Raw genomic sequence first — 19060 nt, 5'->3', positions numbered from 1 at the left:
CGTTAAGGATGCGATGACAGCCACCACCCCCACCGTGCCGGGTTTCACCGGCGACGCCGTCTACCCGGGCGATGCCCGCTACGACGAGGTGCGCCAAGTCTTCAACGGTCTGATCGACAAGCGGCCGCGCGTGGTACTGCAGTGCCGCTCGCAGGACGACATCGTCGCCGCCGTGCGCTATGCCGTGGACTCCGGTGCCCAGATCGCGGTGCGCAGCGGCGGTCACAGCGTCGCCGGCCACTCGGCCACCGACGGCGGCATCGTCATCGACCTGACGCAGATGCGCGGAGTGCGGGTCGACGCGCAGTCCCGGATCGCCTACGTCGACGCCGGCGCCACCTGGGGCGACGTGGACCCGGTCACCAGCAAGCATGGCCTGGCCTGCCCCGGCGGGGTGGTGTCGACCACCGGCGTCGGCGGATTCTCGCTCGGCGGCGGCATCGGGTGGCTCTCCCGCGCCCACGGCATGACCTGCGACAACCTGATCGGCGCCACCCTGGTGACCGCATCGGGCGAGGTATTGACGGTCAGTGAGACCGAGAATGCCGACGTGCTGTGGGGCCTGCGCGGCGGCGGCGGCAACTTCGGCGTCGTGGCGCAGTTCGTGCTGCGCCTGCACCCGATCAACGGTGTGGTGGCCGGCGTGCAGTCCTACCCCGACGCCGATTCCGAGGCGGCCCTGAAGCACTTCCGCGCCCAGATGGACAACGCACCCGACCACCTTGCGTCCATCCTGGACTTCTCCTCCGACTTCACCACGGGCCAGTCGCTGGTCAATGTGCTGGCCTGTTCGACGCGCACCGATGCGGTCGGCAGCGACGACGTGAGCGCCCTGCTCAACGTTCGCGGGGTGGCGGCCAAGCCGGTGGTGGCCGTGCAGCACAAGCTGGACTACTCGACTTGGCAGCAGGCCCTGGACTACACGGCGCCCTACGGCTGGCTGAACTACTGGAAGTCGCTGTTCGTCACCGAGCTCACCGACGAGGCGATCCGGCGCATCGCCCTGCTGGGGCGGTCGCGCCCCTCGGCGCAGACCCGGCTGCACCTGATCCGGCTCGGCGGGTACGCAAGCCGAGTTCCGGCGGAGTCGACGGCCATCGTCGCCCGCGATCACCCCTACATCATCCATTTGATGGCTACCTGGACCGACCCCGCCGAGAGCGCGCGCTGCACGGCATGGGCCCGGCAGGCCTTCGAGATCCTGCGGCCGCTGGGCCCGGACAGCGCCTACCTGAACTTCGTCGGCGACGAAGGACAGGACCGCATCCGCGCGACATTCGGTGACGCCGGCTATCAACGTCTCGCCGAACTCAAGGCACGCCTGGACCCGGCCAACCGGTTCACCTTGAACCACAACATCGAACCCGCGGCAGGGAACTAGCCACTCGGGTTCATGCGGCGGTCCCAGCTTCACCTCTCCTCCGTCGAGCCTCGCTGAACCGCCGAGTTCTCAGTGTGTCGCCAACGCCGACACACTTTTACGCCAATGCACGGTGGGTATTGTTGTCCGCGGGGGAAAGGACGCAATGATGTCTGCCGCGCACGATGATGACTTGGCCTTCGCCGGCGTCGCGCGCTTGGCGCAGTTGGTGCGCGCGCGTGAGGTGTCGCCGCGCGAGCTGGTGACCCTGTATCTGGATCGGATCGCCCGCCTTGACCCGGTTTTGAACGTCTTCCGCACCGTGATGGGCGATCAGGCGATGGCCGAGGCGGCGCACGTCGAGCAGCGGCTGGCGGCCGGCGAAGCACTGCCGTTGGCCGGTGTGCCGATCGCGGTCAAGGACGACACCGACGTGGCGGGTGTTTCCTCGATGTGCGGCACCGGAATTGACGTCGGCCCGGCGAGTGCAGACAGCGCCGCGGTGCGACGCCTCCGGGCTGCCGGCGCGGTGATCATCGGCAAGACCCATCTCTCGGAGTTCGGCGCCTACCCGGTTAGCGAATCGGCGACCTGGGGAGTGACCCGCAACCCGTGGGATCTCTACCGGACCCCGGGCGGCTCCAGCGGCGGCTCAGCCGCGGCAGTCGCCTCCGGCATGGTGCCCGGAGCTACCGGCAGCGACAGCGGCGGCTCGGTCCGCATTCCGGCCGCCTGCTGCGGGCTGGTCGGGCTGAAGGGCCAGCGCGGCCGGGTCAGCACCAAGGAGTCGCCGGAGCGGGCATATCGGTTCCACGGGCTCAACCACATTGGCCCGTTGGCCCGCAGCGTGATGGACGCGGCGCTGCTGCACGACGCGATGACCGGTCCCGAGCCCGACGACGAGATTCCCTCGCCGCCGCCGGCTCCGCCACTGATGGAGGCACTACTGACGCATCCGCGACCGCTGCGGATCGCGATGTCCTTCAAACCCGTTGTGCCGGTGCCCGTCAGCGACGAGGTGCGCCGCCCCGTGCTGGAAACCGCAGAGCTGTTGCGCTCGATGGGCCACGAGGTCATCGAGCGCGACCCGGTCTATCCGGTCATGGGGATCGCCGCAGTGCTCACACTGTTCATGAACGGGTTCGCTCACGAAATCGAACGGCTCCCGAAAACCGAACTGCTGGAACGGCGTATGCAGGCCGAGGCTCGCACCAGCCGACTGGTCCCGGATTGGTTGGCTCGCCGGGCGGTCGCCGCGGAGCCCCGAATCACCGCCCGCTCGCAGCGCAGGATCGCCGACTTCGACATCCTGATGACTCCGGTACTGGCGATCCCGCCGGTGCGGGTGGGCTACTTCGAGGGCCTGGGGCCAACCCGGGCGATGCTGCGGATGCTCAAGTTCATCCCGTTCACCTTCCCCCAGTGCTACAGCGGTCAGCCGGCCATCTCAGTGCCGACCGGGATCGCCGCCGACGGCGTACCCGAGGCGGTGCACCTGGTGGCGCGGGCCAACGACGAGGCCACCCTGGTGTCGCTGGCGGCGCAGATCGAATCGGTACAGCCGTGGACGCAGCGCCGCCCACCGACCGAAGCTCTGCTGTCCCAGGTCGGCTAGGCCGGCGGTCAATCTGAAAGGCCTTGCGGCGTAGCCGGTTCCGAAGACCGGCTACGGCACGAGCCACCTACCCATCAACGCCGTTGGTTCCGTGAGTGCCATCCGCGCCGCCTGGCCCGCCATTGCCGCCGCGCGTGCCATCGCTGCCGCCGTCGCCGCCGTTGCCGCCCTCGCCGTAACCATCCGGGCCCCGGTTACCTCCCGTGCCGCCGTCGCCACCCCGGCCGTCACCGTTGGGCCCAACGGTGCCGCCGTTGCCGCCTCGGCCACCGATGCCACCCGACTCGGTCGCGCCCGCCCCGCCGTCGCCTCCGTTACCCCCTGCGCCGCCGGCACCGCTGGACGAACCTGCACCACCGGTGCCGCCAATCCCGCCGGGTGCGCCGCCGGACTCGTTGGAGAAGGCACCGCCATTACCGCCGTCACCGCCCGCTCCGCCGCCATTGCCGCTGGAGCCACGGCCCCCGGTTCCACCGGTGCCTCCGGTGCCGCCATTGCCGTTGGCGCCGTTGCCCGGCCCGCCGCCGCCGCCGTACAACCCGTTGCCGCCGTTGCCACCATTGCCGCCGTTACCGCCGGGCACGCCCCAGGCCGACGGACCGCCGCCACCACCGGCGCCGCCGGTGCCACCGGTCCCGTTCACGGCGTCGCCTCCGTCGCCGGCGTTACCACCGTTGCCGCCGATTCCCTTGTAGCCGGAGCCGCCCCCGCCGCCGTGGCCGCCGCCGCCCCCGTACAACCCCGAACTCCCCGCATCGCCACCCCGGCCGCCATTGCCACCGGTATATCCGTCGGCCGTCCCCGCCGCACCGTAGCCGCCGTTGCCGCCGCGGCCGCCGTTTCCGGCCGGGCCGGCAGACTGCCCGGCGTCGCCGCTGGCCGCCTTGGTGCCGTCACCGTTGCTGCCGCCGAGACCGCCAGCGCCCGCGATGCCGTTCTCACCGCCATTGCCTCCGTTGCCGCCGTCCCCGCCGGCCCGATCACCGAGTTCGGAAGGCCCTGCGCTGCCCCACGCACCGTCGCCACCGCGGCCGCCGTCGGCGGCCGATCCGGCCGCGCCGCCGACACCGCCGACGCCGCCGACGCCGTTGACACCGCTCCAGAAGTTCTGCGCAAGGCCGGCGTCACCGCCCCGGCCACCCGCACCGCCGTTTCCGCCGGAACCGCCATTGCCGCCGGCGGCGCCCTTGCCGTCGCCGTCATCGGCAAAGGTTCCTGCCGCCCCCCTGGCGCCGGCCCCGCCGGACCCACCGTTGCCGCCGAGACCACCGGCTCCACCGCTACCGCCGTTGCCGATCAGGAATGCCCCACCGCCGCCGCTACCGCCGTTGCCGCCTTCGGCACCGGCGGTTCCAGTTTCACCGGTGCCCTCGGATCCGGTCAGGCCCGCGCCACCGCTGCCGCCTGCTCCGCCGTTGCCGCCGTTACCGGTGTGGATGCCGGCGTTGCCGCCGTTGCCGCCGTTGCCGCCGATGGTGGCCTGGTACTCGGCGGAAGCATCGAGCCCCTGGCCACCGGCACCGCCGTTGCCGCCGTTACCGATGCCGAACCAGGTCCGCCCGTCGCCGCCGTTGCCGCCGTTGCCCGCGGCAACCACATTGCCCAGCGTGTCGATTCGCGCGGCCGCACCCGCACCACCGGCACCGCCGTGACCCATCAGCAGACCGCCGATGCCGCCGTCACCACCGTCACCGGTCACCACCACGCCGCCGACAGTCACTGTGGCGCCCGCACCGCCGACGCCACCATCGCCGAAGATCCCGGCCGATCCACCGTCGGAGCCGTCAATCCCGTTGCCGCCGTTGCCGAACAGCCAGCCACCGTCCTGCGCCCCGATCAACTGACCGCTGTCGCTATCGATGTAGGCGTCGGCACCATTGCACGCGATGCCGCACGAGTCGCCGATAGCGAACAAGCCGTTGAGCGGATCCAGCCACCAGGAGTTGGACTGGTTGTCGATGATCGCCTGGACCGGATCGTAGATGGCGCTATAAAGCTGCTCATCGAACGCCGTCCAGGCGGTGGTCAACCAGTTTCCTGCCTCGGCGCTGCCGGCCACCAACACCTCGGACACGACGTCGGCTTCCTGGCCGAGCGACAGTCCCGTATCGCTGGTGTCCGCGCCGAACCAGGACAGCGGGTCCCACAGGTCGAAGTCCGCCTGCGCGGGAGTCGCCACCAGTGGCGTCATTCCGAACGCGAGAAACGCTCCCACCGATGTCGCGGCACCAAGCGCCCGACGCCTACGACCCGAACGCACTTCCCCATTGCGGTGACGCTCCGACACACGGCCTCCTTGGCTGAGATACGGCCCAAGCAAACACCCCACGCGTCCGCCTGAGCCGCAACTAAGAATTGAGCAAGGCGGACGTTAGCACTGCCGCTCATCCCCGATATTCGCATTCGTCAATTTTTTGCTCGATTACTTCCAAGCCGAGTTACCTACGGGCCCACCCGAATTGACGCAGCCAAGTGAACGGCGGTTCAGCAAACGCCGGCACACCGCACTGGACGGAGTCGACTAGTCCAAATATCCGTTGTCGCGGTACCAGTCGTGGGCGGCCCGCAGCGCGGTCGCGAAGGGTGTGAACGGCACACCCAGCTCCTCACGAGACTTGCTGGCATCGGCGAAGATCTCAGCCGTGGACAACCGCATCTGGCGAGCGTCGATCGGCAGCCGCGGCCCCACCACGGCGCGGGCAACGCTGACTCCCGCCGCGGCCACCGGAATGAACCAGCGCGGCAACATCACCGAAGGCCCAGGGCGCCCGAACAGCTCGCAGGCACCGGTGAATGCCTCACGGAACGACAAGTTCTCGCCACCGAGGATGTAGCGCTCCCCGACCCGGCCGCGTTCGGCGGCAGCGATATGTCCGGCAACCACGTCGTCGACGGAGACGAAGTTGGTGCCACCGGGAGCGGCGAACCACAGCCGGCCCTGCTTGGCTTCGACAAGCATCGCGGAGGCAATGCGGTTGACGTCGCGGGGCCCGATGACCACCGACGGGTTGACGATCACGACAGGCAGACCCGCCGCGGCGGACTTCTGCAGCTCTGCCTCCGCCAGGTGCTTGCTGTGCCCGTAGGGGAACTGCCGCGGGCGGATGTTGAACTCGTCGGTCTCGACCAGTTCATGCCCCCGGTCCGGGACGCCCAGTGCGGCAAGCGAACTGGTGTAGACGAAACGTTTTACTCCGGCGCGCGCGGCGGCCGTGGCCATATCGCGGGTGCCGTCGACGTTGGTGCGGTAGAGCCGAGTCTGCGTCCGGTAGCGCCAGTAGTCCGAGATCGCCGCGGTGTGAAACACCCAGTCACAGTCGGCCATTGCCTCGGTGAGCGCGTCGACGCCGTCGTTGACGTCGCCGATCCGGGTCTCGCAGTCCAAACCCTCCAGCGCGGCCATCGGCGAGGTCGAACGGCGCAATACCCGCACCTGCATGCCCTGCTCCAGCAGTGCGGCAACCAGGTTCGAGCCGACGAATCCGGTTCCCCCGGTGACGAATGCGCGCATGCCGATCAGAACCGGTAGGTCGTGCAACCGACCTCGACGCCCGAGCCGACCGCCATGATCAGCGCAACGTCACCGGTCTTCACCAGGCCGCGCCGGCGGGCGTCGGCGATCTGGTAGGGCAGCGCCGAGGTGAATGGGTCACTGGTCTGGCCCTGCGCCTCGAGGTCGACGAACCGCGAGCGGTCCACGCCGATGTGCGCGGCCAGCTCGTCCAGCGCGACACCGGGCAGGTACGGCGGGAACACCAGCGAGATGTCCTCGGGTGCCAGCCCTTCTAGCGTCAGCAGCTCCTTGACCGACGACGGCAGGCAGCTCACATAGATCGCGGCCAGGTTCGGATCGCGGTCGATCCGCAGCCACATCCGGCCGTCGCGCTCCTGGGTGTAGGTGGCCAGCGCGCCCCGATATTCCGGGTGGTGACCGAAGACGAACCGGCCGAAGCCTTCGGGTCCGTGACTGGGGCTCAGCATGATTGCCGACCCGGTCTCGGAGATGCCGTTGCGCGGGTAGCCGCTCTCCGGAGTGTTGTTCTCCACTTCGGAGGCCAGCACCATGGCATGTCCGGTGCGCCCGGCACCGATCATGCCGGCCGCGACGTGGCAGCCGTTGAGGAAACCGACCGCACCGTTGAGGACGTCGAACGCGAAGGTCTTGGGGGCGTCCGCGGACTCCGGCTCGGCGTTGATCCCGACCTCACCGGCCACCAGGGTGGCCACTGCCGGCTCGGACAGGAAGTCGTCGCGGTAGATGCCGGCGTGAATCACCAGCCCGACGTCGGTGCGCTCGACACCGCTGTCGGCCAGACAGGCGGTGGCGGCGTCGACGGCGAACTGGATCGAACTGGGCGGCGTCTGCCCTTCGGGGGCAAGACCGATGCCCTCGATGCGCACCCGTGGTGTCGCGGGGAGTTCCCGCCGGACCCCGCCGGCGCGGCCTGCGCGAGTGCCCTGGCCGCCCTGGCCGCCCGCGGCCCGGCGCATCCGGTCGGGCAGGTCGTCGAACGTGTAGAGGCCAGTTCCGATGGTCTGTCCCGAGCCGGTGATGGACAGCACGACGTTATCCCCGGAATTGATCCGGCCCGCGTTGATGTAGTCATACAACGCAACGAAATGCGTTGTGGTGGCGGTATTCCCGCGTTCCGCGAGGTTGCAGATGGTGTTGGCCCGGCTTGCGGCACCGGCGCCGAAGACCCGGTTGATGGTCAAGATGGCGTCGTTGATCGACGCCTCGGAAGTCTGGTGCATCAGCAGCTGATCGGCCGTCTCGGGCCGCCAGCCGTGCCGCTGCATAACCGCCGCCACATACGGAACCGAGTGCTTTACCGCGATCGCGGTCTGAGTGACCGAGTCGGTGACCATGATGGCGCCGCCGTGCGGGCCGTCGGTGGCCTTGGCGATGCACAGCTTGGCGAACTCACTGAAGGTGGCCAGGTCCAGGTCGTGGAATCCGACGCGGTCGTTGGGCCCGAGTTCGAGCACTGCGGCCGCGCCGGCGTCGCCGACGGTCAGGCAGGCCAGCCGCGGGTCCATCGCACTTTCGATCTCCTGCTGTGCGGTTTCGGTGATGTGGCTGATGTATTCGCCACTGACCACCAGCGCGTTGCGCACCAGGCCGGTCTTCAGGAAGTCCTGGGCCACACTGACACCGGTGAACATGCCCGCGCAGGCGTTGTTGATGTCGAAGCAGACGGCGCCCGTCAGCCCCAGCTGGTCACGGAACTGCGACGCCGTGCTCGGCTCGAAGGTGAACATGTGCTCCGGGCCGTCGCAGCGCGAGATGTTGCAGGCGATGACCAGGTCGATCTCTTCGGGGGCATAGCTCGACCGCGACAGACAGTCGGCAATCGCCTTGCGGCCCAAGTCGATCGAGAACTCGTCTTGACCGGCCATCCGGCGGTTCTTGATGCCGGTGAGTCGCTCCAGCGGGATCTTCACCTCGTTGACGCAGTCGGCCAGCACCTGCTCGGTGGAGACCGCCCGCGGCGGCAGGTACACGCCGAGGCTCTCGATTACGATGTTGCGCGCCGGACCGTTCTGCACGGGTTTGATCACCGGTGCCGGGGCGGGTTTGGGCATTGCAGCCGGCTGGGGCGCGACCACCGCGGGTTCGGGCTGCGCCGCGGGCTTGTCTGCTGCCGGCTCGGTCTTGCCGGCGCCGCCGATCGGGCCGAACTCGGCGGCCAATTCGGCGATGGTGCCGTAGACGAACAACGACTCCGGCCGCAGTTCCAGGCCGAGCTCCCCTACGCGCACCGCAACTTCCAGCGCTTGGGTGGAGGCACCACCGAGGGCGAAGAAGTCGTCGGTGACGCCGACCCGGTCGACGTCGAGCACCTCGCGCCAGATCTCGGCGAGCGCCTGTTCGGTCTCGTCGCGGGGCGCAACGAATTCCACCGGTGCGGCGTCGAGGTCCTTGTCGAGGGCGAGCAGCGCCCGACGATCCACCTTGCCGCTGGCCGACAACGGCAGCAAGTCGGTGGTGCGGAACATCGCGGGAATCATTGCCGCCGGCACCAAGTCCAGCAGGAAGCGGCGCAGCTCAGCGGTGCCGGGAGTGGCAGCGACCGGCACGATGTGTGCGATCAGCTGGGTGTTGCCGGAGGCGTCTTTGCGTGCCACCACGGCGTTCTCGGCGATACCGGGGTGTTGGGCCAGCGCGGCCTCCACCTCACCGAGCTCGATGCGGAAGCCGTTGATCTTCACCTGGTCGTCGCGACGGCCCAGGTATTCGATGTTGCCGTCGGGCCGGTAGCGGGCTAGGTCGCCGGTGCGGTACAGGAGTGCACCCGGAACGGAACTGAACGGGTCGTCGAGGAACGCTGCCGCGGTGGCCTCGGGTCGGTTCAGGTAGCCGCGGCCTACGCCCACGCCGCCGATGTGCAGTTCGCCGGGAACCCCGACCGGGACCGGGTTGCCCGCCGCGTCCAGCAAGTGGATCGAGATGTTGGCGATCGGCTTTCCGATCGGGATGATCGGCTCGGTTTCCCCACGCTCGCAATGGAAGTGGGTGACGTCGATGGCCGCTTCGGTCGGGCCGTACAGGTTGTACAGCTCGGCGGGCAGCGCAGCGAAGAAGCTATCGCGCAGGTCGGCGGTGAGCGCTTCGCCACTGCAGAACACCTTGCGCAGGCCGGTACAGGCAGCCGCCTGGGGCTCCGCGAGGAATCGGCGCAGCATCGAGGGAACGAAATGCATGGTGGTGACGCGCTGTTCGACGATGGTTTGCGCCAGGTACGCGGCGTCTTTGTGCCCCTCGGGTTTGGCGATCACCACCCGTGCGCCGACCGTCAACGGCCAGAAGATCTCCCAGACGAACGGGTCGAAGTTGATCGGGGTCTTGTGTAGCACCCGGTCTTCGGCGGTCAGCTGGTAGGCGTCCTGCATCCACAACAGCCGGTTGCGGATGCCGGCGTGACTGTTCAGCGCGCCCTTCGGAGCCCCGGTGGAGCCCGAGGTGTACATCAGGTAGGCCAGATCGCCTGAGGTGGTGCCGGTTTCGGGGGGTGACGCCTCCTCGCCGGGAGTCGCCTGATCCAGGCAGAGCCGGGCACCGGTGAAGCCCGCCGGCACGTGCGGCAGATGTTCACGGTGGGTGATACAGACCGGGGCCTCGGGGATGTCGGCGAGCATGGCCTCCATCCGGCCGGTGGGCTGCGCGGGATCCAGCGGCAGGAACACGCCGCCGGCCTTGAGCACGCCGAGCAGCGCGATCACCAGGTCCTCGGAGCGTTCGAGCAGCACCGGAACCACGGCGGGTCCCGGGCCGGCGCCAACGCCGAACTGGCGCAAGCGATGCGCTAGGCCGTTGGCCCGCCGGTCCAGTTCGCCGTAGCTGAGGTCGCGGCCGTCGTAGCTGACCGCGACGGCGTCCGGGGTGCGCGCGGCGCTGGCGGCGACCATCTCGTGCAAGGTCCCAGGGGCCGCCGAAGAAACCGCGTAGTCGACCGCGGTGTCGTTCCAGGCCGCCAGTGCGGCGCGCTCGGCGTCGGTGAGCAGGGTCAGCTGCGAGACCGGGGCCTGGGCCGCGCCGGGCTGGGCCAGCCCGGTCAGCAGCAACGTGAAGTGCTGCGCGAGCGCTTCGATGGTCGCGGCGTCGAACAGGTCGGTGTTGTACTGCAGGGCCAGCTGGAGCTCCCGGGCGTCGTCGGGGCCCTGCTCGCCAACCTGCATGGTGATGTCGAACGGTGAACCGCCCTGGCCGATGTAGAGGGTCTCCAGGTGCAGGACGCTGGGGTCACCGGTTCCCGCGCCGTCTTCGAACAGCCGGACCTGCTGCCAGGCGAACGACACCTGGAACAGCGGAGTGCGCCCGGCGTCGCGCACCGGCCGCAGCCGCTCGACGAGCAGCGGCAGGGGGTACTCCTGGTGGCCGATCGCGCCCAGCACGGTGTCTTTGACCTGACCCAGCAGCGCAGCAAAGCTCGGGTCGTCGCTCACATCGACGCGCAGCGGCAGCGGGTTGGTGACGTAGCCGACCATGCCCATCAGCCCGGCCCGGTCGCGGCAGGCGAACGGCGAACCGATGACCAAGTCGTCCTGCCCGCTGTAGCGGTGCAAAAGCACCGCATAGGCCGCCAGCAGGGTCATGTAGGGCGTCGCTCCGACGGTCCGCGCCACCTGCTTGATCCCGGCGGTGACCTGGGCGTCGACGCTGAACCGGTGCAGCGCACCGTCGTAGGTCTGGATCGCGGGCCGCGGCCGATCGGTGGGCAGCGCCAGGGTCGGCAGTTCGCCGCCGAGCGTCTCGTGCCAGTAGTCCCAAAGCCGCTCGCCCTCTGGCCCGGCCAGCATCCGGGACTGCTGCGCGGCGTAGTCGACGTAGCGGTCTGCGGTCTCTTCTGGAGGGACACCGCCGTGTTCCGCGGCGTAGAGCGCACGCAGCTCGTCGAGGATGATGTCGATGGACCAGAAGTCGACGGCGATATGGTGCACCGTCAGCAGCAGCACGTGGTCGTCCGGGCGCGCCAGCAGAGTCATCCGCAGCACCGGGCCGGTGCGCAGGTCGAACGGTCGGTCGATCTCGGCCTGAACCCACTGGTCGAGTTCAGACTCATCCGCACCAATGCTGTGAGCGGCGATCCGCAGCGGCCAGTGCGCGTGGACCAGGGCGACGGGCTGGCCGTCCCGTTCGGTGTAGGTGGTCCGCAGCATCGGGTGCCGGTCCACCAACGCCTGCGCGGCCCGCTCCAGGGCCGGCACGTTCAGGCTGCCGTCGATGCGTCCGGCATAGGCGACGGTGTAGGCCGCGCTGTCGGGCGCCAGCCGGTGCATGAACCACATCGAGCGCTGCCCATAGGACAGCTCGTGCTCGGATGCCGCTTCCTGCGCCTTGGCCCTCAGCAACTGGGCAAGCAGCTCGCGCTTTTTCTCCGGCGACAGGCTGGAGAGGTCGGTGGGCACGTCCGGACGATCCGTCACGCGCTACCCCCATCTTCGGCCATCATTTTCGCCAGCAATGCGTCCACCGCTTCATCGGAGAGTTCGGTGACCTGCGCCAGCAGCTCCAACTCCTGCGAGGGGGCGGCTCCCACGGCTTCCGGGGCGACATCCGGCGCCGCGGTTGCTTGGTCAGCCACGGACGGGTCCGGCCCAGAGGCCAACTGCTCACCGAGCCAGCTGGACAGACTGACCACGCTCGGCCCGTCCAACAGCCGGGCAACGGGAACCACGATACCGAGCTCCCGCTCGACCTGAATGCGAAGTTCCAGGGTGATCAGCGAGTCCACCCCGAGGCTGTTCAGCGGTGCGCTGACATCGAGGCTGGCCGGAGCCAGGCCCAGCTTGCCGGCGACCAGGTCACGCAGGTAGGTCTCCAACAGCCGCTGACGCTCCTGCGCGTCGGCGGCCTGCACGGCCTCGAACAGGCCCCCCGACAGGCCACTGCCGGGCGCGCCGACGCCTTGGTTGTCATCCGCCGCGATCTGCAGGTCGCGCAGCAGCGGCGATTGCGCGCTCGGACGCCACCGCGACCAGTCGATGTCGAGCACCATCGCTTCGGTCGCACCATCGGCCAGCAGCGCCGCCAGCGCCGCGAAGTAGTTCTCCGCCGACAGCCCTTCCACGCCGTAGTGCGAGAAATGCCGGTGCAGCTCGGAGTTGGTGAACATGCCCAGCCCAGCCCAGGGGCCGAAGTTGACGCTCAACGCCGGCCGGCCCGCCGCCTGGCGATGCCAGGCCAGCGCGTCCAGGAAGGCGTTCGCGGCCCCGTAGTTGGCGGCGCCGGGCGAACCCAGCACCGAGGCCGCCGAGGAGAACATCACGAAGAAGTCCAGCTCGGCATCGGCGGTCAGGGTGTGCAGGTTCCAGGCGCCCTGAACCTTGGGCGCCATCACCGAACGCAGCTTCGCCGCGTCCAGGCGCGCCAGAATCGCGTCGTCGACGGTGCCGGCGGCGTGCACCACACCGCGCAGCGGCGGCATCGATGCACCGATGGTGGCAAGTGCCGCGGCAACGTCGGCGGACTTGGTGACATCGCCTTGGGCGATCGTCACCTCAGCGCCGGCGGCACGCAGACCTTCCAGCGTCGCCTGCGCCGCCGCCGAGGGCGCGCTGCGGCCCATCAGGACCAGGTGGCGCGCACCGCGCTCGACCAGCCAGCCGGCCACCTTGCCGCCGACCGCGCCGAGCCCGCCGGTGACCAGGTAGGTGGCTTGGTCGTGGATAGCACTGGCGCGCTGCTCGCCGGCCGGCTCCGAGGGTGCCGTGTAGGGCTCCAGCCGGGCGACGTAGCGGCGCTGACCGCGCAGGGCCACGTCCGTCTCGGAATTGTCCGACCAAATTTCGCTGAACAGGCCGCGCAGCTCTTCGGGCCCACCGTCGCCGGACAGATCGACGCCGGTGGCGTGCAGCTCGGGGTACTCGTGGTCGATGGATCGGCTCAGCCCCCAGACCGGAGCCTGCGCGACGGCCAGCGGGCAAGAGTCAGATTCTTCCCATCCGGCCGACTGCGCCCCGCGGGTCACCAGCCACAGCCGCGGCGACTCCGGCCAACCGGCCAGCGTCAGCGCCTGGATCAGGTGGACCACGCTCAGCGATCCGACGTCGGTGGCCGTCGCAAGCGACTCTTCTGTCGTATCAGCCGGCGCTACGGCCAGCAGATTCCACAGGTGCACCACGCCCCGGCAGTGCGGCCGGTCGCCGCCGAAGGCGGCGCGCAGCAGCTCTGCGAAGTGCTCGGGCCGGGCCGGGTCGACCCGGTAGCTGTCGGCGCTGATCCGCTCGATCTCGGGGAGCCCAACGACCGGCTCCACCAGCACGCAGGACTGCGACTGCGCCTCGAGATGGTCGCGCAGGGTGTCGGCGACCGGACCGTCGGACAGGATCAGCCAGCTGCCGGGTTCGGCGGGCCGGCCCTCGCCGTCAACAGGCAGAGACGCCGGCTGCCAACGCATCCGGTAGCTACGGTCCCGCGGGTCCGCCGGAGCGGTGACGACGGTCGGCGTATGCGACTGGTCGGCAGAAAGGGTGCCGGTGGCCAGCAGCGACCAGTCCGCCCCAGCGCTGCCATAGCAGTCGAACGCGTCTCCGGTCAGGGCGAACTGCACGGTGCGCGCCTGGTCCCTACCGTCACGCAGGGTCAGCTCGGAAACCGAGCGGGTGCCGGGACCGAATGCGACCTCAGCCGCGGTCAGTGCCAACTCGCCCAGCTGCTCGGCCGAGAGCGCGGTGACGGCAGTGATGTCCAATTCGGCCAGCACCGTTCCCGGCTGCGCGGCCGAGCGGATCGGTCCGCGCCAGCCACCGCCGTTGCCACCGGCACCGTTGTGCCGTGGCGCCGCGATGGAGCCGGCGTTGAGCCAGGAGTGCACCCGCTGCCAGGGGTAGGTCGGGGCCGGAACGCAGCGGCTGCCTTGCGGATAGATCCGATCCCAGGCCACCCGGTGCCCCAGGGTGTAGAGGGTGCCGAGCGAGCCGAGCATGGTGGAGCGGCCGTCATCGTCGCGGCGCATCGAGGGCAGCAGGGTCGCACTGCGGTGCAGGTGCTCGGCGTCCTCGCGGGCCCCGGTCAGCAGGATGGGGTGCGGGCTGAGTTCGACGAACGTGTTGTGCCCGGTTTCGAGCAGCCGCCGCAGCGCCGGCGAGAACCGCACCGGCGAGCACAGGTTCGCCACCCAGTAGTCGGCGTCCAACAGCTTGGAGCCCACCAGTTCGCCGGTGACCGTCGAGTACATCGGCACGGTCGGCCCGGTCGGCTTCAGCTTCACCAGGCTGCCGCGCAGGCCGGCGCCGAGGGCCTCCATCTGCGGGCTGTGCGAGGCGACGTCGACGTCGATCCAGCGGCAGAACCGATCCCGCTGCTGCAGTTTGGCCATCAGCTGTTCGAGCACCTTGCGCTCACCGGCGAGCACCGTCGATCGGTGGCTGTTGCTCGCGGCGACGGCCACCTCGCGCTCGTGGCCGGCGATGAGGTCCTGCGCTTCGGCCATGGTGGTCTCGGTGACCATCATCGCCCCGCGGCCACGAACGCCGCGCAGCATCCGGGCACGGGCGCAGATCACCCGTGCTGCGTCATCGAGGCTCAGCGCGCCCGCGACATGGGCGGCCGCGGCCTCGCCGAGGCTGTGCCCGACCACGGCGGCGGGCTCGACGCCCCAAGACCGCCACAGCGCCGCCAGGGCCACCTGAATCGCGAAGATCGTCGGCTGCAGGATGCCGATGTCTTTGAGTTTGGAGCGTTCCTCGGGACCGTCCTGGGCGGCCAGCTCCTTGAGGATCGAGTGACCCAGATGCGGGAACAGCGCGTTGTCACAGGCCGCCAGGGCGTCGGCGAACACCGGCTCGTCGGCCTGCAGTTGTCGCGCCATGCCGTGCCACTGCGAGCCCTGGCCGGAGAACACGAACGTCACACCCGGGCCGGGTCGGCTCGGGGCGCAGTGGCCCACCGACAATCCGGGCCGCGATTCGCCCAGCCGGTATGCCGACAGCGACTCGAACATCGCCGCCGGGGAGTCACCGACCACCGAGAGCCGGTAGTCGTGGTGGCCGCGGCGAGCGCCCGCGGTGTAGCAGAGGTCGGTCAGCGCGGCGCCGCCCATGAGTCCACCCGAGAAGAGCGCCATCTCGTACTCGCCGACCAACGCCGTCAGCGCCTCCGGCGATCGCGCGGACAGCGCCAGCAGCTCGGCGCGCGGCGGCGCGGTGTCGTCGTAGTAGCTGCTGCGGGCCTGCGGAGCCTCGGTGAGCACGACGTGGGCGTTGGTGCCACCGAACCCGAACGAGCTGACCCCGGCGATCGCCCGGCTGCCCGACGGCCACGGGGTCAGCTTCTCCACCACCTCCAGCGGCAGACGGTCGAAACCGATGTGTGGGTTGGGCTCGCTGTAGTTCAGGCTGGCCGGAATCTCCCGGTGCTGCAACGACAACGCCACCTTGATCAGGCCGGCGATACCGGCGGCCGCCTCCAGGTGGCCGATGTTGGTCTTGACCGAGCCGACCAGGCAACGACTGCCCTCCGGCCGGCCTTCGGCCAGCGCGGTGCCCAACGCGTTGGCCTCGATGGCGTCGCCGATCGAGGTGCCGGTGCCGTGCGCCTCGACGTACTGGACCGCGCCGGCCGGCAGGCCCGCCCGGCGGAACGCCTCGGCGACCACGCTCTCCTGCGCCCGCCCGCTGGGGGCGATCAGGCCGTTGGTCCGGCCGTCGGAGTTGGTGGCACTGCCGCGGATCACCGCGTACACCGGGTCGTTGTCTTCCAGCGCCTTACTGAGCGGCTTGAGCACGACCACCCCGGCGCCCTCGCCGCGGACGTAGCCGTCGGCGTCGGCATCGAACGTCTTGCAGCGGCCGTCGGGAGCCATCACCCGGGCCTTGCTGAAGTTGATCGCCAGCGCCGGCGACAGGATCACGTTCACCCCGGCGGCCAGCGCCATGGAGCACTCGCCGTCGCGCAGACTGCGGCACGCCAGGTCGACGGCCACCAGCGAGGACGAACAGGCGGTGTCGATCGACATGCTCGGCCCGTGGAAGTCGAACGTGTAGGACAGCCGGTTGGCGGCGATGCTCAGCGCGTTGCCGGTGCCGGTGTAGGCGTCGACGAGCTGCGGCTGGCCCAGCCGCAGGAAGCCGTAGTCGTTGGTGGAGATGCCGACGAAAACGCCGGTGCGGCTGCCGGCCAGCTCATCCGGTACCTGGCCGGCGTCTTCCAGCGCCTCCCACGCCACCTCGAGCAGCAGCCGCTGCTGCGGGTCCATCTGCGCCGACTCGCGCGGCGAGATTCCGAAGAACTGGAAGTCGAATTGGTCGACCTGGCCCAGGAAGCCACCGCGGCGGGTGACCGCAGTCCCTGGGACCGAGGGGTCGGGGTTATAGAAGGCGTCGACGTCCCAGCGGTCGGCCGGGACGTCGCTGGTGGCGTCCGCCCCGCCCGACAGCAGCCGCCAGAATTCCTCCGGCCCGTCAGCACCCGGGAATCGGCAGCCGATACCGACGATCGCGATCGGCTCGTCGGCGGCGGGCCGTTCGGCGCGCTCGGCGGCAGCCGCAGCATCCGGGACCGCCGGAGTTTTCCCGGCCACCCGGGCCAAGTGCGCCGACAGGATGTCGATCGAGGGGTATTCGTAGGCGATGGTGGGGGCCAGCTCGCAGCCCAGCCACTGCTCGAGGGCGCTGGAGAGCCGGACCGCGTGGATGGAGTCCAGGCCGTAGAACGCGAACGGCTTGGCCGGGTCGATCTCGGCGATCGGCAACTCGAGGTCTTGGGCCAACCGCTCGATAAGCCAGGCACCGATCTCGGCCGCGCCGTGGGCGCCCGATTCGGCCGGCGCCTCGGCCGGGGCCTGCGGCTGCGGCGCCGCGGGGGACTCGGGGGTCTTAGCAGGCCACTGCGCCACCACCGGCAGCTCGCCGTCGAGGTACTGCTGCTTGCACGCGCTGCGCTGGATCTTCCCACTGGAGGTGGTGGGCAGCTGCAACGGCTGGACCAGCACGACGGCGTGGGTGCGAACCGAGTGATTCTCGGTGACCGCGGTGCGGATGATCTGCATGGCCTCGTCGGCCTGCTCCCCGCTCAGTCGGCTGGGGTCCACTTCTTGGACCACGACCAGTTGCTCGGCCGCGCCCGGTTCCGGAGCGATCGAGAACACCGCACCGCGGCCGCGCAGCAGCGCCGGATTGGTGTTCTGAACGGTCAGTTCGATGTCGTTGGGGTAGTGGTTGGTGCCGCGGATGATGATCAGATCTTTGCGGCGCCCGGTGACGAACAATTCCCCGGAATGCAGGAATCCCAGGTCGCCGGTGCGCAGGAACGGGCCCTCACCAGTGTCGGCCAGCGTCGCGGAGAACGTCTCCGCGGACAGTTCCGGTGCTCCCCAGTAGCCGTGCGCAACGCTGCCTCCGGCGACCCAGATCTCGCCGACTTGGTCTGCGGCGCACTGCAGACGGGTCTCGGGGTCGACGATGATCACCCGTTGGCCGCCGCGTGGCTTGCCGCAGCCGACCATGGTCGCCACGTTGGGGTCATCGGCGGCGACGTCGATGACCCGGTTGTCGCCCAGGGCGACCCGGTCGATGTGCTGCACCATCGGCACCGGCAGGTCCGAACCACCCGACACCAGCAGCGTGCCTTCAGCCAGCCCGTACACCGGGTAGAACGACTCGGCCCGGAACCCGGACGGCCCGAACAGTTCGGCGAACCCGTCCAGGGTGGCGGTGCGCACCGGTTCGGCACCGCACAGCGCCACCGTCCAGTTGGACAGGTCGAGCGCGGCGCGCTCCTGGGGGGTGCTCAGCTCGACGCACAGGTCGAAGGCGAAGTTCGGCGCCGCAGTGATCATCGCGCGGTGCCGCGAGATCGCCTCCAGCCACCGCATCGGCCGTTTGATGAACGCCGTCGGCGGCATCAGGACCGAATGGCCCGCGACGTAGATCGTTTCGAGCAGGCCGCCGATCAGACCCATGTCGTGGTAAGGCGGCAGCCAGAACACGCCGGTCACATGCGGCATGTCGGGGTTGGCTCCCCAGGCCTCGGCGATGGTCAACAGGTTGTGCACCAGGTTGCCGTGGGTCAGCACGACGCCCTTGGGCGCACTGGTCGACCCGGAGGTGTACTGCAGCATCGCGATGCTGTCGCCGTCGATCTGCGGCGGCACCCAGGACGCCTCGCTGCCGGTGTCGTCGCTGTCGGTGATCGTCCAGCGCAGCGCCTGCCCGCCGGGCAGCCCATCGATCGCGGGCTTGATCTTGGGTTCGATCTCGCTGGTGGTGAGGGCGTAGCCGGGCTGGACGTCGGCGATGATCGACTCGACGCGCGGCAGCAAGTGTTCGCGCATGGGCGGATGCACCGGGATCGCGATGGCTCCGGCGTACAGACAGCCAAAGAAGCTGGCCAGGAAGTCCAGTCCCGGGGGACACAACACCAGCACGCGTTCACCGACTGCGCCCTGACTCTGCAGGTCAGCGGCGATCTGGCGGGCACGCCGGTCCAGCTCCCGGTAGGTCACCTGACTGGTCTCGTTCTCGTCGCCGTCACGCGAGAAGGTGAATGCCAGGTTTTCGCCGTACTTCGCCGCGCGCTGCGTCAGCAGGTCCACCAACGTGCGCAGGGTATGCACTGTGCTGTCCGGCCCGCTCATCGATCG

Annotated in this window: 6 protein-coding genes; 2 read left to right on the top strand and 4 right to left on the bottom strand. The window is 69.7% G+C overall.

Annotation, left to right across the window (positions count from 1 at the left end; all coding sequences use genetic code 11):
- Positions 1 to 13 precede the first annotated feature (13 nt).
- Together MJO54_RS02840 and MJO54_RS02835 are read left to right on the top strand one after the other, a co-directional pair.
- Complete coding sequence (locus tag MJO54_RS02840; protein WP_065152650.1) at positions 14 to 1381, top strand: FAD-binding oxidoreductase; 1368 nt, start codon at positions 14 to 16, stop codon at positions 1379 to 1381.
- A gap of 148 nt (positions 1382 to 1529) precedes the next feature.
- Positions 1530 to 2975, top strand: coding sequence for an amidase family protein (locus tag MJO54_RS02835; protein ID WP_046284895.1), 1446 nt, complete (start codon positions 1530 to 1532; stop codon positions 2973 to 2975).
- A 67-nt stretch (positions 2976 to 3042) separates the two neighbouring features.
- On the opposite strand, the gene MJO54_RS02830 is transcribed toward MJO54_RS02835, so the two are convergent.
- From MJO54_RS02830 to MJO54_RS02815, 4 genes are all read right to left on the bottom strand, one after another.
- Entirely contained in the window at positions 3043 to 5262 is a 2220-nt protein-coding gene (locus MJO54_RS02830) for a PE family protein (RefSeq protein ID WP_275564486.1), read from the bottom strand.
- Positions 5263 to 5496: 234 nt separating this feature from the next.
- Positions 5497 to 6486 carry an NAD-dependent epimerase/dehydratase family protein gene (locus MJO54_RS02825; protein ID WP_065152691.1) on the bottom strand — a complete coding sequence of 330 codons (990 nt, stop codon included), beginning with the start codon at positions 6484 to 6486 and terminating at the stop codon, positions 5497 to 5499.
- Positions 6487 to 6491: 5 nt separating this feature from the next.
- Positions 6492 to 11903: a non-ribosomal peptide synthetase gene (locus MJO54_RS02820; protein WP_065152648.1), complete on the bottom strand. Its 5412-nt coding sequence runs from the start codon at positions 11901 to 11903 to the stop codon at positions 6492 to 6494.
- The gene (locus tag MJO54_RS02815) at positions 11900 to 19054 is read right to left on the bottom strand and encodes a type I polyketide synthase (protein WP_240175622.1); all 7155 of its coding nucleotides are present in this window, start codon (positions 19052 to 19054) and stop codon (positions 11900 to 11902) included. Before MJO54_RS02815 ends, MJO54_RS02820 begins: the two co-directional genes overlap by 4 nt.
- Between the last annotated feature and the right edge of the window lie 6 nt (positions 19055 to 19060).

Origin of the sequence: Mycolicibacter virginiensis, assembly GCF_022374935.2 — a bacterium.
Lineage (GTDB): Bacteria > Actinomycetota > Actinomycetes > Mycobacteriales > Mycobacteriaceae > Mycobacterium > Mycobacterium virginiense.
The sequence above is the reverse complement of the archived record's forward strand: the minus strand, read 5'-3'. Positions and strand labels throughout refer to the sequence as shown.